Source organism: Caballeronia sp. Lep1P3, assembly GCF_022879595.1.
In the GTDB taxonomy this organism is placed as follows: domain Bacteria; phylum Pseudomonadota; class Gammaproteobacteria; order Burkholderiales; family Burkholderiaceae; genus Caballeronia.
In genome coordinates this window covers 294,616-312,089 of record NZ_CP084267.1, presented here as the reverse complement: position 1 = coordinate 312,089, position 17,474 = coordinate 294,616, and the positions used below count along the sequence as shown (strand labels likewise).

Genomic DNA, 17,474 nt, shown 5'->3' with positions numbered 1-17,474 from the left:
CACTATGCGCCGCGTCGAGGCAAAAGAAAAACGCATAATATTGATAGAATCGTTCAGTTTTTCTGATACCGAATCACCCGTGCCCCACGCCAGCAAAACGCTCGACCTCGACGTCCTTTCGATGATCGTCGCCGTTGCCGACACCGGCAACATCAGCCGCGCGGCGGAGCTCGTGCATCGCTCGCAATCGGCGGTCAGCATGCAAATCAAGACGCTCGAAACGGCGCTCGGCAAGGCGCTGTTCGTGCGCAAGCCGCGCAGCGTGGTGCCGACGCAGGACGGCGAAGTGCTGCTCACCTACGCGCGCCGCATGATCGCGCTGCGCGACGAGGCGTGGGCCGCCGTCGTGCGCCCCGACGTGACCGGGCGCGTGGTGATCGGCGTGCCGGACGACTACGCGTCGTCGCTCTTTCCGCCCATTCTCAAGAAATTCTCGGCGACGTATCCGAAGGTCGAGATACAGGTCGTCGGACTGCCGAGCGCCGCGCTCGCGCCGATGCTCAAAGACGGCGCCGTCGATCTCGTCTGCGCCACGCGCGTAAAGGGCATCACCGGCGAATTCCTGCGTCACGAGCCGATGGTCTGGGCCGCCGCGCCGGGCGCGAACGAAATCTGGCGCGAACGGCCGTTGCCGATCGCGGTGTTTCTGCCCGGCAGCGTCGCGCGCGAAAACGCGATCCGAAGTCTCGAGCGCGCGCGCATCGGCTATCGCACGTCTTACGAGAGTCCGAGCCTGCTCGGTCTTTTGACGATGGCCGAAGCGGGCCTCGCCGTCGCGCCGCTCGCGAAGTGCGCGGTGCCGTCGCATTTCACGCTACTCGGACAGGCGCAGGGTTTGCCGGAAATCGCCGCGCTCGAAGTGGTGCTTGCGCGCAGCGCGGCGTCGCGGCGCCCGCCGTGCGATTTCCTTGCGGAACGCATCATCGCGGAATTGCGGCGTTAAAGCTCGGCTTCGATTGCGCGCACGCGGCGCGCGGCCCATGCGCGCACCATCGCGTTCGATGCGACGAGCGGCAGCGACACCGCCATGATCCGATAAACGTCGTTGCGGCGAACCTTCGAGGGCTGCGCCGGGTCGAGCCACGCGCGGTTGCGCGCGAGCAGGACGAGCGTGTCGAGGCCGATCATGATCGGCCACAGGCACGCGAGGCGCAGACGGACGGCGCCCGGCGGAATGGCGAGCGTGTAATCGATCGCGTCCTGAAACAGCGAAAGCGTCGTGCGCAACAGATCGGCGAGCACCGGCTGCGCACGCGACGACGCATCGGGCGCGAGCAGATCGTGCGGCGCGAGCCCGCGACGCGCGAGCATCGCGGCGGGCAGATAGCATCGGCCAATGCGCAGATCGCGCGGGCAATCGCGCAGCACATTGGTCATCTGCAAGGCTTTGCCGAAGCGCACGCCGCGCGCGAGCATCGCGTCGGGCGCGGCTTTCAGGGCGCCCGGCATGTGCGCGTAAGTCATCTTCGTCCAGAATTCGCCGACGCATCCCGCCACGAGATACGTGTAGCGGTCGAGCTCGTCGAAGCGTTCGAGCGCGGCGATCTGGCCCGACGTTTCATCGGGGAACGTGCGCAGATCGAACTCCATGCCGGTGGTGAGCGTCGTCACGATGTCGCGCACGGCGTCGCGGTCGGCGGCGTTCAGGTCGCGCAGAATCGCAAACGCGGCGCCGAGCGATTCGAGCAGCACGCGCTCGTCCTGCTGCGTCTGCTGGCCGGCGACATCATCGGCGATGCGCGCGAGCGCGGCATCGTCGGGCGCGCCGTTCACTTGTGCGCGCAGCGAGAGCAGCAGATCGAGGCGGCGTTCGGGCGAGACGAGCGATGTATCCGCGATGGTGTCGGCGGCGCGCGCGAGCAAATACGCGAGACCGATGGGATCGCGCATCGCGGGCGGCAGGATGCGCAGCGTCAGATAGAAAGACCGCGAGACGCGCTTCAGAAGCGGGCCGAGGAGAAAGGCCCGGGACGTTGGATTCATGTGTCGGATCGGATGACTCGGCGGGACGCGCGATGCTGCGCGCCGCCGCATTGTATCCGCCCCGCCGCGCGAACTAGTGCTTGTGCCGCGCCGTGCGGTGACGCGCGTGCGCGGTGTGGGTCGCGTGCGTTGGGTGCGTTGCATGCGCCGCGTGCGCTGCACGCCTTCCGTGCGATATATGCAGCGTCACCGGCTTGACCGATGCGCTCGTCGCGAGCGCGGACGCCGGTTGCCGGAGTTGCAGCGAGACAGGCCGGATGGACCCGACGGACTCCGCAGGCTCGACGGACTCGGCCGAGCGGACAGGCTCCACGACGACTTGCGCCCGCCCGGCGTGCTGCAAGCCGATGAGACTCGCCGCCGCGAACGACAAATCGATCACGCGCGATTTCGTGAATGGACCGCGATCGTTGATTCGCACGATGACGGACTTGGTCCCCGACAGGTTGCTCACGCGCACGTACGACCCGAGCGGCAACGTGCGATGCGCCGCCGTGAGCGCGTGCATGTCGTAGCGTTCGCCGCTTGCCGTGCGACGGCCCTGAAACCGGCTGCTGTAATACGACGCCTCGCCGACCTCGTGGAATCCCGCTCGGGCGTCGTCCGCGAGCGGCGTGCGAGCTTGCCGCGCGTCTTGAGCATCCACGGAATTCGACGCTTGCGGCGCGGACGCGACCGGCTCGCGCTCGTTTTGAGGCGGCGCGATGTCCTGCGGCGCGGTGTCAGCAACGGGCCGATGCGCCGCGCAGCCTGAAACCAGCGCCCACGCGCCGAGCGATGCGAGACCGGCCACGCGCGAGTGAATAATGAATGCTTTTGCGACCATCTGCGACCAACTCCGGGAAAACCGGTTCAACTGCGAACCGGCTCCTCATAACGCCGACAGCAAACGCCCGTTGACCGCTCACTCGCAGATATGACACAAATTGACGAAAGCGTTCGCGGTGTCAGTAGTCGAGTTTCGGATACCAGTTCGTGCCGCGTCCTTCCGGCGTCATGTCGAGGACAGTCCAAAGCGGCATGGGATCGGGTGCGCCGCGCGGGTCTTCGCCCGGATCGGCGGTCGCGAAATCCATCTCGCCGCTCCAGAAATGGCGGTTCACGCCGTCGCGCCGTGTGAAGACGTTCAGCGCCGGCTCGTCGCCGCTTTCCGCCGAAATCGCGTGATAGCCGCGGGAAAACGCGCCGTCGATATCGCTGTAAAGCCGCAAATGCCGCCAGCCGCGTTCGTTCTTGAACGCGACGAGCCTTTCCAGCGGCGAGCGCGCGATGACCGCGAGCGCCACGCGTTGCCCGATATCGCGCGCTTCGCCTTCCCAGGCCGACAGGAGCGACGTGCACATCGGGCATGGCCGCTCGCGCTGCGGACCGAACATGTAGCTGTAGGTGACGAGCGTGTCCTTGTCGCCGAAAAGACCGGCGAAATCGAGCGCGCCCTGTTCGCCTTCGAAGCGATAGTCGCCCGTTACTTCGCCGCCGGGCGGCAAGGCGCGGCGCATGCGCGCGACGCGCTCGATATGCCGGCGCAATTCGATTTCCTCTGCAAGCAGCGCGATGCGCGCGCGCCGGTAATCCGCGCTTTCGTTGGGAAACGTCATCGTGGCGCGTCGCGCAAGTTCCGCGGCGGGAACGAGGTCGGATGTTGGTGCGGATGTCGATGTCATGCGATGTCTCCTGTCGAATGCCGTCGTTCGGTTAGTCGCGATCGGGCGCGCCGAGTGGAAAGAGCCGCCGATACGGTCGCGCCTCGTCCACCGCGCGCGCGAAAGAGGGCCGCGCGAGCAGTCGCTCGCGATACGCGATGACGTTGGTGAACGCATCGCCGATGCGGTGCGTCCAGTCCGCGTAGAACAGAAACGGCGCGGCGGCGCAATCGGCGAGGGTGAACGCGTCGCCGGCGGCCCATTCGCGCGAGGCCATCACGCGGTCGAGATACGCATACGACGTAGCGAGCATGGCACCCGCATCCGCGACGCCGCGCGGATCGCGTTCGTTTTCCGCGCGCATGGCGTCGAAAACGATCTTTTGCTGCGGCGTGGACACATAGTTGTCGAAGAAGCGGTCCATCCAGCGCGCCTCCAGCGCGGCGCGCGGATCGACCGGAATGAGCAAAACCGGCCCCGGATGAAACAGGCTCAGATATTCGATGATGATCGTCGATTCGATCACCGGCCTGCCGTGGTCGAGCAGCACCGGGAAGCGCTTCATCGGCCATAGTTCGGCGAGTTCCTGCATCGGCTCGGGCGTCTCGAACGTGAGCGGCCGCAAGGTGAACGGCGTCGCGTTCTCGTAGAGCGCGGTCAGCACCTTCTGGCAGTACGAGGAAAAGGGATGCGCGTACAGGATGAGGCTCATCGGACAACCTCCGTCGTGGGAACGATTTGGCGCGTTGTTTCGCCGGCTGTATCGACGACGAACGGCGCCGCGCCGGATCGACACATTGCGACAGCCGGCGAGCGATTTTTTTTCGATGCCGCGCGGCTGCCTTCTCGTGCAAGGGATGAACGCGCCGCCCGCCGCGCGCTTCACCTCAACGCGCTGACGACGCGCCCTCCTTCGCGCTCTCCGGCCGGTTCTTTCGCGGATAGCCGACATCCTTGCCGTCGTCGAAACCCTTCTCGTAGGCGTGCTGGTCGACCGCGCGAAAAAGCGGCTCCAGCTCGTCGATGTGCGCGCGGATCAGCTCCAGCAGCGGCTTGGCGAGCGTCGACGAAACCGGGCAAGCGTGGTCGGCGGCCGCGCCGTGCTTGCCCGCGCTCACGAGCTCGACCATCGCGCGCAGCGTCTGTGCGCGCTTCACGCAGTAATCGACGAGCGGCATCGCATGCGTGATGACCGCCTGGCCCTTTTCGTTCACCGATACCATCATTTTCGCCTCCATGAGTCGCTCCTCTGTGCAAATTGGGGAATGAGACTCTAGAAGCCGCGCAACGATGCCCGCCACGGGAGAATTCCTAAAGCGACGCGGCGCGCCGCCCGCCTTCCGTCGACAATGCCCGCGACGAGCCCGCCAGCAAGGATGCGTCAACTTGGCTACGATGCTCGCTTGACATCGACCCTCCGGGCGCGCGCCGCCGCCCTCTTCGGAACATCATGCCCACGCCGCCCCACGCCATCGGTTTCACGCTCGATCCGCTCGACCGCATCTCCGAAAAACGCGACGACGAAGCGTTCGTCGCCCGCCTGCGCGACGATGCTTCCACGCGCTTTCTGCTTTTCGCGAACACCGTGCCGCTTTTCCGTCGCGCCGACGGGCACGATCCGCTCTTCGCCGCAGACGAAGCCGCGAAGCTGGGCGCGCCGCGGGAGAGCGTGCTGCTCGGCCGCGACGCCGGCGAGCGCGCGCTTTTTGCGTGCACGTTCGACACGAGCGCCGAAGCCGCCGCCGACGCGCTCGGCGGCGTGCCCGTCGAAGGCATCGAATTGCGGCCGGTCGCGATGCAGGGCCTCGTCGCGCCGCTTCTCGTCAGCGCGCTCGGCGAGGCGCGCTCGATGCTCGACTGGCATCGGCGGCATCGCTTCTGCGCGAACTGCGCTCACGCGACCGACAGCGCGGGCGCCGGCTGGCGGCGCATCTGCGGCAATTGCGGCGCGCAGCATTTTCCGCGCGTCGATCCGGTCGTCATCATGCTCGTCACGGACGGCGAGCGCTGTCTGCTCGGCCGCCAGCCGCAGTTCGCGCCGGGCATGTATTCGACGCTCGCGGGCTTTATCGAGCCGGGCGAGACGTTCGAGCATGCGGTGTATCGGGAAGTGCTGGAGGAAGCGGGCATCCGCTGCACCGACGTGCGCTATTTCGCGTCGCAGCCGTGGCCGTTTCCGTCCTCGCTGATGATCGGCTGCCTCGCGCGCGCGACGGAAGCCGAAATCGTCGTCGATGAAAAGGAACTGGAAGACGCGCGCTGGTTCACGCGCGAGGAAGTCGTCGCGATGCTCGACGGCACGCACCCGCAGGGGCTTTCGGCGCCGAAGCCGTTCGCCATCGCGCATCACTTGCTGAAGGCGTTCGCGCAGGGCGGCGCGCTCTAGAGCGTCTCGCGCCCGACGATCTCGAAGCCGACATCCACCGGCGGCACCGACGCCGCGCCGGAAAGCCGCTCGATCAGACAGCGCGCCGCCGTCGCGCCGATGCGCTTGCCGTCGACGCGAACCGTGGTGAGCGCGGGCGTCGTGTCGGCGGCGAATTCGAGGTCGCCGAAGCCGCAGACCGCGAGTTCGCGCCCGATCTCGATGCCGAGCCGACGCGCCTCGGAGACCACGCCGAGCGCGAGCAGATCGGAGCTGCAAAAGACGGCATCGGCTCGCGGCTTCTTACCGACGATGCGCCGCAGCGCGTCCTTGCCGAGCGCGACGGACGTGGGCGGCGGCATCAGCACATCGGCGACGTCGCGCATGCCGTGCTGCGCGAGGGTATCGACGAAGCCGCGCCGCCGCGCGAGCGCGCGCTCGTCGTTCGCGGAGACGAGCGCCGGACGCCGCGCGCCGCGCGCGATGAAGCGCTCGGCCACCGCCACGCCGATCCTGTAGTGCGAGAAGCCGACCAGCATGTCGATGGGATCGTCGGTCATGTCCCACGTTTCGACAATCGGAATGCCGATCTTGCGCAGCCGTTCGCGCAGCGTCGGCGCATGCGCGACGCCCGTGAGCAGCACGCCTTCCGGACGGCGGCTCAGCACGGCGTCGAGAAGCTGGTCCTCGTTTTCGTCGCTGTAGCCGGAAAGACCGAGCAGGACCTGGTAGCCGGCGCGCGACATCGTATCGCTGAAAACCTGCACCGTTTCGGAGAAGAGCGAATGCGCGACAGTCGGCACGATGGCCGCGATCAGCCGCGATTTCGCCGACGACAATCCGCCCGCCAGCCGGTTCGGCACGTAGCCGAGTTCGCTGACGGCCTGCCGCACGCGCGCGAGCGTTTCCGGCGCGACGGTATCGGGCGCATTGAAGACGCGCGACACCGTGATCGGCGACACGCCCGCCGACGCCGCCACGTCCGTGATGCGCACGCCCTTCGGCGCGCCGCGCGTGCGCCTTGCGGCGGACGGCGGTGCGTCCGGTGCGTCGATGGCGGCGTGTTCAGCGGGCTTGGTCATGCGTTGGCTGTCGCTCGAAGGGCGGTCCGGAAAAAACGCGCCATTCTAGGCCTTCGCGGGCGCATCGGCGGGTGCGTCGCCGCGCGCCTTCGCGCGGCGCATCAGCAGCATCGTCACGATGGCGAAGATCAGGAGGCACGCGGCCGGAATCAGCATCGGCGCCTTTACGCTGCCGCTCGTCTGCCGCACCCACGGCACGAGATTCTGCGCGATGAATCCGCCCACGTTGCCGAGCGAATTGATCGCGGCGATGCCCGCCGCCGCGCGCGCGCCGGTCAGGAACTTCGGCGGGATCGTCCAGAAGCACGGCAGCAGCAGATACATGCAGGGCGCGCCGCAACAGAGCGCGACAAAGCGCATCGTGTTGGTCGGCAAAAAGACGCTCGCGAGGAAGAACACGACGCCGAGCAGCGCGGCGGTCAGCATCGCGACGCTCGTGCGCCTGTCCGATCCGTTCGACGCGCGCAACTTCGCAGGCAGCCACGCGAGCACGACGGTTGCCGCGAGCCACGGCACGATGTTGAGCAGGCCGTTGGTCGTGTTCGACACGCCGAAGCCCTTGACAAGCGTCGGCAGCCAGTAGCTCACGCCGTAGACGGACATCGACAGCATCATGTAATAGAGCGCCATGCCGATCACGCGCGGCTCGGCCAGCACGCGCAGAATGCCCGCGTGACTCGTTTCGGCCTTTCTCGCCTGCTGACGCTCGGCGTCGAGCGTGGCGTCGAGCCAGATTTTTTCCTGGTCGGAGAGGAACGCCGCTTTTTTCGGCGATGCCGGCAGCCACAGCAGCACGACCGCCGTGAGCAGCACCGAAGGCACGCCGGTCACGATGAATACGAGCTGCCAGCCTTGCAGATGGAACCAGTCCTTGTCGAGCAGATAGCCGCAGATCGGCGCGCCGACCATGTTGCCGATGCTGCTGCCGAGCGTGAAATACCCGAGCATGCGCACGCGATGCCGTTGCGGAAACCACAGCGTCAGGTAATAGATGACGCCCGGATAAAGCCCCGCCTCGGACGCGCCGAGCAGAAAGCGCAGGATGTAGAACATCGTCGCGCTCTTGGTGAACGCGAGCAGGATCGTGACGATGCCCCACGTCAGCATGATCCGCGCGATCCAGCGCGGCGCGCCGTACTTGTGCAGCAGCACGTTGCTCGGAATCTCGAAAATCAGATAGCCGATAAAAAAGAGCGACGCGCCGAGCCCGTAAGCGACTTCCGAAATGCCGAGACTGCCGAGCATCTGCAGCTTGGCGAAGCCGATGTTCGAGCGGTCGATATACGCGACGAGATACAAGAGGCCGACGAGCGGCATCAGACGCCACGCGAGACGGTTGATGAGGCGCGGCTCGTCGATGGCGGGCGTCGCGTTCGGGGAAAGCGTTCGAGGGGAATTCACTGTGTCTCCTGTTGGCCGCCCTTTGCGTCTCACGCGCTCGCCGCGGCCTCATCAACGTCCGCCCGCATCGCGCGAGCGGGTTTCCGACGTTTCACCCGCGCGCCTTGCGCCATTCGGCGTAAGCGGCAAGCGTCTCCTCGTTCGGCGGATACGTGCCGCGCAGCATCGCGCCGGCTTCCACACGCGCCGTCAGGAACTCTTCCATCCGTTCCTGCTCGGTCGCGTCCTTCGCGACCTGCTCCGCCATATGACGCGGCACGATCACGACGCCATCCGCGTCGCCGACGACGATATCGCCCGGATACACCGCCACGCCGCCGCACGCGATCGGCACGTTCATGTCCACCGCGTGATGCTTCGCCAGATTGAGCGGCGCGCTCGCGCCCGCGCAAAAGAGCGGCAACCCGATTTCGCCGATGGTGCCGCTGTCGCGCACGCAGCCGTCCGACACCATGCCCGCGACGCCGCGCACTTTCAGGCGCGTCGTGAGGATCGAGCCGGTCGATGCCACCGTGCGGTCGCCGCGGCAATCCTGCACGAGCACGCTGCCCGGCGGCGCGCTCTCGACGGCCTTGCGCTGCGGATGATCGGGGTCCTGAAACACGCCGACGTGATCGATGTCCTCGCGCGCCGGAATGTTGCGCAGCGTAAAAGCCGGGCCGACGAGATTCGGCGCGCCCTTCGCGGGCTTCACGAGCGGCGCGATGCCTTGCAGGAACACGTTGCGCAGGCCGCGCTTGAAAAGCTGCGTCGTGAGCGTGGCGGTGCTGACGTGGCGCAGCAGTTCAAGCGTTTCGTCGGAGATGGCGATGTCTTGTGTCGTCATGATGATGTCGTCTTGTTCAGTGGATTTCCGGCTCGCCGCCGTGTTGAGCGGTCTTCTCTTCGAGGAAATCGAAGTCGCAGCCCTTGTTCGCCTGCGTGACGTGCAGTTGATGCATCACGCCGAAGCCGCGTTCGAACGGGCGCTTCGGCGGCGTCCACGCAGCCTTGCGCGCGGCGAGTTCCTCGTCGCTGACTTCGAGATGCAGGCGCCGCGCGGGCACGTCGAGTTCGACCATATCGCCGTCTTTCACGAGCGCGAGCGGCCCGCCGACGAACGATTCCGGCGCGACGTGCAGCACGCACGCGCCGTAGCTCGTGCCGCTCATGCGCGCATCGGAGATGCGGACCATGTCGCGCACGCCTTCCTTGAGCAGCTTCTGCGGGATCGGCAACTGGCCCCACTCCGGCATGCCCGGCGCGCCGACCGGACCGGCGTGCTGGAGCACGATCACGGAATCGGCGGTGATGTCGAGCGCTTCGTCGTCGATGCGCGCGGCCATGTCGCCGTAATCCTTGAACACGACCGCCGGCCCGCGATGCTTCAGCAGATGCGCTTCCATCGCCGCGGGCTTGATGACGGCGCCATCGGGCGCGAGGTTGCCCGTCAGCACGGCGAGGCCGTCGTTGGGCACGAGCGGATTGCTGCGCCGGCGAATCACGTCGTCGTTGAAGATTTCCGCGCCCGCGATGTTCTCGCCGAGCGTCGCGCCGTTGATGGTGAGCTGCGAGCCGTCGATCAGGTCGCCGAGTTCGGCGAGCAGCGCGCGCAGGCCGCCCGCGTAGAAAAAGTCTTCCATCAGGTACTTGCCCGCCGGACGCAGATTGCCGATGACCGGCGTCACGCGCGACAGTTCGTCGAAGCGCGCGGTCGTGAGCGGCACGCCCGCCCGGCGCGCGACCGCGACCAGATGCACGATCGCGTTGGTCGAGCCGGACATCGCGAGCACGGTGGTGACCGCGTTATCGAAGGACTTCGCCGTGAGAATGTCGGACGGCTTCAAGTCGGTCCACACCATGTCGACGATGCGCTGGCCCGTCAGCGACGCGTACTGCGCGTGACGCGAATCCACCGCCGGAATCGACGCGAAGCCGGGCAGCGTGAGGCCGAGCGCTTCGGTTGCGCTCGTCATCGTGGACGCGGTGCCCATCGTCATGCAATGGCCGGGCGAGCGCGCGATGCCGCTTTCGACGCCCTTCCACTCGTCCTCGGTGATCTTGCCCGCGCGAAGGTCGGCCCAGTACTTCCAGGTGTCCGACCCGCTGCCGAGCGTGCGGCCGTTCCAGTCGCCGCGCAGCATCGGGCCGGCGGGCAGATAGATGGCGGGCAGATCCATGCTGATCGCGCCCATCAGCAAGCCGGGCGTGGTCTTGTCGCAGCCGCCCATCAGCACGCAGCCATCGAACGGATAGGAGCGCAGCAGTTCCTCGACTTCCATCGCGAGAAAGTTGCGGTAGAGCATCGTCGTGGGCTTCTGGAACGGCTCGGCGAGCGTCATCACCGGCATTTCGACAGGAAAACCGCCCGCCTGCCAGATGCCGCGCTTCACTTCCTCCACGCGCTGCTTGAAGTGCGTGTGGCACGAGTTGATCTCGCTCCACGTATTCACCACGGCAATGACCGGCTTGCCCATGTAATCGGACGAGTGATAGCCCATCTGCGCCGTGCGCGAGCGATGGCCGAATGAGCGCAGATCGTTCACGCCATACCAGCGATGGCTGCGCAACTCTTCCGGCGTCTTGCGTTTCGTGGGGTCGTAGGTCAAGCGATGCCTCCTTGATGGTAGCGTTACCATGTCGATGACGGCGATGGTAGCGTTATCATCGACGAGCGTCGCTTGGGGTTTCTACGAAGGAAACGCGGTTACTTGATGCTGAGATGGACGGAGGCGATCAGCTCGGAAAGCCCGAGCCAGAGAATCTGCACGCCGATGCAGAAAATGACGAACGCGAAGAGCCGGATGGCGACCTGCGTGCCGACCGTGCCGAGCAGCCGCTCCAGATGCCCGGCGAAGCGCACGCACACGTAGATGCTCGCGCACACCAGCAGGAGACCGACGCCCACGCCGGCGAGATGCACCGGCTGCGCGCCGTGCCGCGGCGAGCCGGTTCCGAGCGCGATGGCGACGGCGATCGCGCCGGGACCGACGGTGATCGGCAGCGTCAGCGGGTAGAACGCCTTCGCTCGCAACGATGCGCCGCTGCGCGGCTTCGGCGCGGGTTCGGCGGAATCGTCGTCGGGCGCCTGAAGCAGCCCCCAGCCCGCCATCGCAACCACGATGCCGCCCGCGACGCGCAGCACGGCAATCGAAATGCCGAAGAACTCGAGCACATAAGCGCCGACCGACAGCGAAGCCAGAAGAATCACGAAGCTGTTGACGGAGATGCGCCGGGCGAGCTCGCGGCGTTCGGCATCGCTGATATGCGGCAGCACGCTCAGCACGACGAGCGCAACCGCGGGCGGATTCAGGATCGGAAAAAGCCCGGCGACGATGACGAGAACGGTCTTGGCGAATTCGTTGAGCATGCGCGGGTGTCCGTGTCGTCGTCTCGGGGAGCGTGCGTCAGCCGGAAATCAGCGGCGCGGCGAGAATCAGCGCGCACTCGGTCAGGAACGAGCCGAGTCCCACGCCGATGAGCACGCGCGCCACATACGTCCAGACGCGGCGGTCGACGTTGCCCGAGCAGCGCCACGCGGCCGCGCACCACGCGAGATAAAGCGCGGCGCACGCCGCGAACAGGCCCAGCGTGCCGGGCCAGAACCATACGGTCATGAGGAGGAACGATTCGGGAGCGACGCCGCTGGCCACGAGGTACAGATACACCGCCCACCATGCCAGATGCAACGGCAGGCCCAGCAGCCACCATACTTTCCAGAAGCGTTCTTCTCCGCGCCAGGCCTTGCGCAACATGCGTCGCCATAAAGGGGGAAGGAGGCCGCATTCTACTTCACGCCGCTCGAGTGCCCGGCGTTGCGTCACGGTGGCAGCTTCGGGCGCGGCAGAACGCGCAGGTCTGAACCGGCAACACGCCGCGCGCCGCCGGTAACGACTAGGTTCTCGTGGCTTTTCAGCGTATTGCGCTGCGGCAAACGCGCTTTCTTTCTATTTGCTTTCGGTTTTGCCGTTAAGCAAACGCGTCGAATTCCGAGACAAGCGTGCGGCGCCTGATCGGTGCGAGCGCGGCGCCGAGCCGCTCGGCCTGACGCTCGCTGACCACGCGCATCAGAATCTCGCCGAAGCGCGGCTCGTCCACGCCCGACACGATGTACTGCGAACGATACGCGTCGATCAATCCGGCGTGCACGCGCGCTTCCTCGTCGCTCGACAGCGCGCGGTCGAGTTGCGTGACGAAGCAATGCGCGTCAGCGGCGGCCTGCGCCTGCAGCATGCCGTCGATGGCCGCAATGAGATCGATCAGATCGCCGACGGCCGCATCGCGCGCGGTCTCGTCGATGCGCGTGTCTTCACGCATCCATTCGAGTTCGTCGATGATCGCGTGCTGCGACTCTTCCTTCCAGTGGAACAGGAAAATGTCCTTGAAGAGCGGCGACATGCTGCTGTCGCTCTCCATGCTGTGCCGGTAGTGCACTTGCGTGACGATCTCGATGCAGCACGTCAGCGCGAGAATCGACCACGTCGATTTTCCCAGCACGAAGCTCGCGACTTCATCGGCGTCGGGCACGAAGCGGTAGCCGTGAGGAAGCGCTTGCGCGGCGAGCGCCTCGACACGCCGAAAGAGTTCCTGATGCTTCAGTTCCTCGTCGGTGAAGCGGACGATCGCCTCCATCGCGGTCTGGTCGGCAAGCGCGTGGCCACGCCCGACTTCCATCATCTTCGCGCCGACGAAGCGCTCGATCAGCCCGAACATGTTGGCGTAAGTGCGGCCCTGAATCTGCGACATCAAACGCCGTTCGTGCGCGTCCAGAAACGGCAGGCGGTGCACCTGCGTCAGTCCGTCGGGGAGGAACGTGTGCGCGGGATCGAAATGGCGGCCGCGCAGCACGTCGCGATCGATGTCCCAGCGGATGCGGCGGGACACTTCGATGCACTTCGCATAGCGTTGCTGCGTGGATTCGTGACTGGCGGCTTTCATGAGGCGGGCTCCGGGATGACGTCGTATCGGCGAAGACGGCGCGTTCGTCGCCGTCGGAAGTCATTCTCGGGAGCGCGGCGCGCTCGCACATGAGGCGCACGTCCCGCTCGCGGCGGGGACTGCGCGATCACGACGGCGGAAGGCAGGACATGTGTCCCGAAGCGGGCGGTCGATCAGGCGGCGGGCGCGTCGAAACCCGCGCGGCGCGCAAGGACGATGGCCTGCGCGCGGTTCTCCACTTCCAGCTTCGCGAAGATGCTCGTGATGTGATTGCGCACCGTCTTCTCGGACAGCGCGAGGCGCGCGGCGATCTGCGCGTTGTCGCGCCCGCCTGCGAGCAATTCGACGACATCGCGCTCGCGCGGCGTCAGCGTCGCGAAAACGGGATTGCCCGCCGACGAAGCCGGCAGGAACGCGCGCACTTCCTCGCACCAGCGCTGCCATGCGGCATCGGTTTCGAGCACCAGATGGTTCTCGCTTTCGAGCGGCACGAAGCGCGCGCCGGGAATCTTGCCGGCGAGCAGGCGGCTTTCGTCGAAGGGCACGCGCGCGTCGCCGCTCGCGTGCAGCACGAGCGTCGGACACTGCACCTGTGGCAGAAGATCGACGACGTCGATCTCGTTGAACACCCGCATGATGCGCGCGGCGTTGCGCGGCGTGGTCGTCATGCGTTCGAGTTCGTTGAACCAGTGATGCTGCTCGGGCGTGCCGCCGGGAATGAATTGCGTCGTGAAAAACTGGCGAAACGCCGGATTCTGCTTGCCCCAGCCGAGTTCCGCGAGCCTTACGAGCATTTCGGCTTCCTCGTGCAGCGCGGGGTCGTTCGCGCGCTTGAGCCGCCCGCGCGCATAGCCGCCATGAAGCACCAGATGACTCACGCGTTCCGGATGCGCGACCGCGTAAGCCACCGCGATCGACGCGCCTTGCGAAATGCCGACGAGCGCGAAGCGTTCGACGCCGCTTGCATCGACGACGGTTTCGAGATCGCGCAGCCACGACGCGAACGAAATCTCCGCGACATCGCGGTCCGACAGCCCGCAGCCGCGTTGATCGTAGCGAATGAGCGTGTGGCGGCTGCATAGCTCGATCATCAGATGGCTCCAGACCGGGCTTGCAAAGTCCAGCTCCAGATGACTCAACCAGTTCGCCGCCTTGACGACAGGCGCGCCCGAGCCGCAGGTGGCGTAAGCGATTCGCACGCCATCGCTCGCCGTGCAGAGGCGGATGTGCTGCCGGGGAGAGGACGGGCGCGTCGCCATTGCAGCGGAAGTAAGTAGGGAGTGCGTAGAAAAACGGCACACGCGCGGGCGGCGCGCGACTCTTCATGCTCGCGCGTAATCGAACCGAAAGTCAAGAAACTGAAATGCGAATCTAAGGGCGCCGCGCGCTCAGAAGCTGGCTGGCGCGCGCTCGCGATGCATCGCGAGCGCGCGCAACGACGGCCACATATGCATGTAGTGAACCATGAAACTGTCGGGGCGCTGCAATTGATACGGCGTATTGAGCGTGGTGCAGTCGACGAGTTCGGCATCGCTTGCCATGCCGTGCCGCGTCAGCACGCGGATGAACGCGTCCTGATCGCCGCCGCTTGCGTAAGTGGACGACTTGTCCGCGACTTCGCCGATGGCGCGTTCCACTTCGCCCAGCACGTCGATGTTCGCCTGCGTCCGCCGAAAGCCCATGATGCCGGAGTTGAACTGCCAGCTCATGTCGTTGGCAATGAGGCGGTCGCGGTTCGTCAACAAGGGTTCGAGCGGCACGGACTGATCGATTACGAGGACATCGGCGTCGATCCAGAACATCCACTCGTGCGCCGGCAAATGGCGGCGCAGCACCCAAGGCTTCAGCCAGTTGCCGCTCGCGTTTTGCCCTGCTTCTTGAGGCACGTCGCGATAAAGATGCAGCGCGTAGCCGTGGCGCGCGCAATAGCGGCGCAGATTGCGCTCGGCGATCTCGCCATAAGCGGCGATATTCGGCGTGTAGAGCATGGCGAGCGCGATGGGCGCGTCGGGGCGAATCGCCTCGTAGGCATCAGCGGCCGTTTCGCGGGCGCCGAACGCGAGATACGGCTCGCCTTTCGCCTGACATTCGTTGATGTGCTGCGCGAACAGATCGCGCATATCGGCGTGGACCGGCTGGTTCGGCGGCGCGGCGGGAAGATCGGCAAGCGCGATGGCGAACGCGGGCCACTGCGTCCACATCGGATCGATATGCCACGCCGCCGGCACGACGGGATGCACGCCATGCACGCTCGCCGTATAGACGAGCGGCGCGGTCATGCGCAGCAGGTCCGACTCGCTTGCGAGCGCGCCGCCGAATCTCGCGCCCGCGCAGAGCCGCTGCGCCATCTCGCGCGATGCCGCCGTGTTGCGCCAGAGTTGGAATCCGGCGAGCAGGCGATGCGCGTCGGCATCGGCCATCGACACGGTCAGCTGATCGCGGCCTGCGTCGGCCAAGAGCGCCTCGCACGCGATGTCGCGCACGATCAGGCAGTCCTGCGTCACGAGCAGCACGAGATCGCCTTCGGCCGCAGCACGCAGCGCATGCAGAAGCGTCTGATACTTCAGCAGCGTGCGCAAATGCGCCCAGCCGATGCCGCTTGCATCGACGAATTCGTGCGCGTAATGGCGGCGCTCGCAATAGCGCCGATGATTCTCGAAGGACGCGTGCGCGCCCTGAGTCGTGAAAAAGCTGATGACCTTGGTCGTCATGGAAAGCTCGATGAACACCGCATGGGCATTCATCGATTCTCCATGCGCTTGCGCCCGACGCGCAAGCCGCCCGACACTTTGTTTCACGGCGGGCGGCGGCCGCGCGCACCGTTTCGCACGGCGCGTCGGCGCGCGGACGACTTAACGCTCGATCGTCGCCATGTCGATCACGAAGCGATACTTCACGTCGCTCTTGAGCATGCGCTCGTAGGCGGTGTTGATCTCGTCCATGCGGATCATTTCGATATCGGACGTAATGCCGTGCTTGCCGCAGAAGTCGAGCATTTCCTGCGTTTCCGCGATGCCGCCGATGAGCGAACCCGCGAGCGACCGGCGCTTGAAGATCATGTTCATCACAGACGGCGACGGATGCGGATGCTCCGGTGCGCCGACGAGCGTCATCGTGCCGTCACGCTTGAGCAGTGAAATGAACTGGTCGAGATTGTGCGACGCCGCCACCGTGTTGAGGATGTAATCGAAGTTGTTGGCGTGCGCGGCCATCTGGTCCGGATCCTTCGAGACGACCACTTCGTGCGCGCCGAGGCGCTTCGCGTCTTCCGTCTTGCTCGGCGACGTGGTGAACAGCACGACATGCGCGCCCATCGCCGCCGCAATCTTGACGCCCATGTGCCCGAGGCCGCCCAGACCGACGATGCCGACCTTGTCGCCCGGCTTCACGTTCCAGTGGCGCAGCGGCGAGTACGTCGTGATGCCCGCGCAGAGCAGCGGCGCGACCGCGGCCAGCTCCAGGTTTTCGGGAATCCGCAGGGAATAGGCTTCATCGACGACGATCGACGTGGAATAGCCGCCGTAGGTGACGCCGCCCGACTTCTTGTCCGGCGAGTTGTACGTCTGCACGAAACTTTCCGGGCCTTCGCAATATTGCTCGAGGCCTTCCTTGCAGGCTTCGCACACGCGGCAGGAATCCACCATGCAGCCGACGCCCGCGAGATCGCCCGCCTTGAACTTCGTCACCTCGGCGCCGACCTCGGCCACGCGACCGACGATTTCGTGTCCCGGCACGACGGGGTAGTTCGTGCCGCCCCATTCGTTGCGCGCCATGTGCAGGTCGGAGTGGCACACGCCGCAAAAAAGAATGTCGATGCGAACGTCGTTCGGACCGACGTCGCGGCGCTGGATTTCGAGCGGTCCGAGCGGCTTGTCGGCTGCGGACGCGGCATAGGAATAGGCTTTCAACATGGTCGGTTTCCTCTTGAATGGTGAAGCTCTTGGACATGAAGCCGGCGTCTTCGCGCGCTGGGAAGACGCGGCCGAATCAGGCGTATGCGCGCTCGACGCGCGGCATTTTATGTGCGGCAGCGAACCTTCGCCAGCATGCTGCGCACCCGTTGCATCCTTCTTGCCGATCCTG

The 17,474-nt window shown here is 66.0% G+C and carries 17 protein-coding genes; 2 read left to right on the top strand and 15 right to left on the bottom strand.

The features are described 5' to 3' along the window. The first annotated feature begins 121 nt into the window (after positions 1 to 121). Entirely contained in the window at positions 122 to 943 is an 822-nt protein-coding gene (locus tag LDZ27_RS21985; protein WP_244818007.1) for a LysR substrate-binding domain-containing protein, read from the top strand. Here LDZ27_RS21985 and LDZ27_RS21980 read toward each other — a convergent pair. The 5 genes from LDZ27_RS21980 to LDZ27_RS21960 all read right to left on the bottom strand — a co-directional run bounded on the left by LDZ27_RS21980 (position 940) and on the right by LDZ27_RS21960 (position 4,864). Then, positions 940 to 1,983 (bottom strand): phytoene/squalene synthase family protein, encoded by a 1,044-nt coding sequence (locus LDZ27_RS21980; RefSeq protein WP_244817906.1) that lies wholly within the window; start codon positions 1,981 to 1,983, stop codon positions 940 to 942. The genes LDZ27_RS21985 and LDZ27_RS21980 overlap by 4 nt on opposite strands. A 73-nt stretch (positions 1,984 to 2,056) precedes the next feature. After that, positions 2,057 to 2,809 (bottom strand): septal ring lytic transglycosylase RlpA family protein, encoded by a 753-nt coding sequence (locus LDZ27_RS21975; RefSeq protein ID WP_244817905.1) that lies wholly within the window; start codon positions 2,807 to 2,809, stop codon positions 2,057 to 2,059. Between the two features lie 121 nt (positions 2,810 to 2,930). Further along, a complete protein-coding gene (locus LDZ27_RS21970) occupies positions 2,931 to 3,647 on the bottom strand; it encodes a DUF899 family protein (protein ID WP_244817904.1) in 717 nt (238 codons plus the stop codon). A 31-nt stretch (positions 3,648 to 3,678) separates the two neighbouring features. Then, on the bottom strand, positions 3,679 to 4,338 hold the full coding sequence (locus LDZ27_RS21965) for a glutathione S-transferase family protein (protein ID WP_244817903.1): 660 nt from the start codon (positions 4,336 to 4,338) through the stop codon (positions 3,679 to 3,681). Positions 4,339 to 4,513: 175 nt separating this feature from the next. Next, positions 4,514 to 4,864 carry a hypothetical protein gene (locus LDZ27_RS21960; RefSeq protein WP_244817902.1) on the bottom strand — a complete coding sequence of 117 codons (351 nt, stop codon included), beginning with the start codon at positions 4,862 to 4,864 and terminating at the stop codon, positions 4,514 to 4,516. 212 nt (positions 4,865 to 5,076) lie between these two features. On the opposite strand from LDZ27_RS21960, the gene nudC reads away from it, so the two are divergent. Beyond that, on the top strand, positions 5,077 to 6,012 hold the full coding sequence (nudC, locus tag LDZ27_RS21955) for an NAD(+) diphosphatase (RefSeq protein ID WP_244817901.1): 936 nt from the start codon (positions 5,077 to 5,079) through the stop codon (positions 6,010 to 6,012). Here nudC and LDZ27_RS21950 read toward each other — a convergent pair. The 10 genes from LDZ27_RS21950 to LDZ27_RS21905 all read right to left on the bottom strand — a co-directional run bounded on the left by LDZ27_RS21950 (position 6,009) and on the right by LDZ27_RS21905 (position 17,302). Beyond that, positions 6,009 to 7,073, bottom strand: coding sequence for a LacI family DNA-binding transcriptional regulator (locus tag LDZ27_RS21950; RefSeq protein ID WP_244817900.1), 1,065 nt, complete (start codon positions 7,071 to 7,073; stop codon positions 6,009 to 6,011). The two genes, nudC and LDZ27_RS21950, sit on opposite strands and share 4 nt — an antisense overlap. A gap of 45 nt (positions 7,074 to 7,118) precedes the next feature. Beyond that, positions 7,119 to 8,390 carry an MFS transporter gene (locus tag LDZ27_RS21945; RefSeq protein ID WP_244818006.1) on the bottom strand — a complete coding sequence of 424 codons (1,272 nt, stop codon included), beginning with the start codon at positions 8,388 to 8,390 and terminating at the stop codon, positions 7,119 to 7,121. A 175-nt stretch (positions 8,391 to 8,565) separates the two neighbouring features. Next, positions 8,566 to 9,300 (bottom strand): ribonuclease activity regulator RraA, encoded by a 735-nt coding sequence (locus LDZ27_RS21940; RefSeq protein WP_244817899.1) that lies wholly within the window; start codon positions 9,298 to 9,300, stop codon positions 8,566 to 8,568. Positions 9,301 to 9,316: 16 nt separating this feature from the next. Next, positions 9,317 to 11,062 (bottom strand): L-arabinonate dehydratase, encoded by a 1,746-nt coding sequence (gene araD, locus LDZ27_RS21935; RefSeq protein ID WP_244817898.1) that lies wholly within the window; start codon positions 11,060 to 11,062, stop codon positions 9,317 to 9,319. Positions 11,063 to 11,160: 98 nt separating this feature from the next. Further along, positions 11,161 to 11,823 carry a MarC family protein gene (locus LDZ27_RS21930; protein ID WP_244817897.1) on the bottom strand — a complete coding sequence of 221 codons (663 nt, stop codon included), beginning with the start codon at positions 11,821 to 11,823 and terminating at the stop codon, positions 11,161 to 11,163. A 37-nt stretch (positions 11,824 to 11,860) separates the two neighbouring features. Continuing rightward, positions 11,861 to 12,208 carry a hypothetical protein gene (locus LDZ27_RS21925; RefSeq protein ID WP_244817896.1) on the bottom strand — a complete coding sequence of 116 codons (348 nt, stop codon included), beginning with the start codon at positions 12,206 to 12,208 and terminating at the stop codon, positions 11,861 to 11,863. Positions 12,209 to 12,422: 214 nt separating this feature from the next. Further along, complete coding sequence (locus tag LDZ27_RS21920) at positions 12,423 to 13,391, bottom strand: hypothetical protein (protein WP_244817895.1); 969 nt, start codon at positions 13,389 to 13,391, stop codon at positions 12,423 to 12,425. A gap of 173 nt (positions 13,392 to 13,564) precedes the next feature. After that, positions 13,565 to 14,650 (bottom strand): alpha/beta fold hydrolase, encoded by a 1,086-nt coding sequence (locus LDZ27_RS21915; RefSeq protein WP_244817894.1) that lies wholly within the window; start codon positions 14,648 to 14,650, stop codon positions 13,565 to 13,567. Between the two features lie 129 nt (positions 14,651 to 14,779). Next, on the bottom strand, positions 14,780 to 16,135 hold the full coding sequence (locus tag LDZ27_RS21910; RefSeq protein WP_244817893.1) for a hypothetical protein: 1,356 nt from the start codon (positions 16,133 to 16,135) through the stop codon (positions 14,780 to 14,782). 108 nt (positions 16,136 to 16,243) lie between these two features. Next, positions 16,244 to 17,302 (bottom strand): NAD(P)-dependent alcohol dehydrogenase, encoded by a 1,059-nt coding sequence (locus LDZ27_RS21905; protein WP_244817892.1) that lies wholly within the window; start codon positions 17,300 to 17,302, stop codon positions 16,244 to 16,246. Between the last annotated feature and the right edge of the window lie 172 nt (positions 17,303 to 17,474).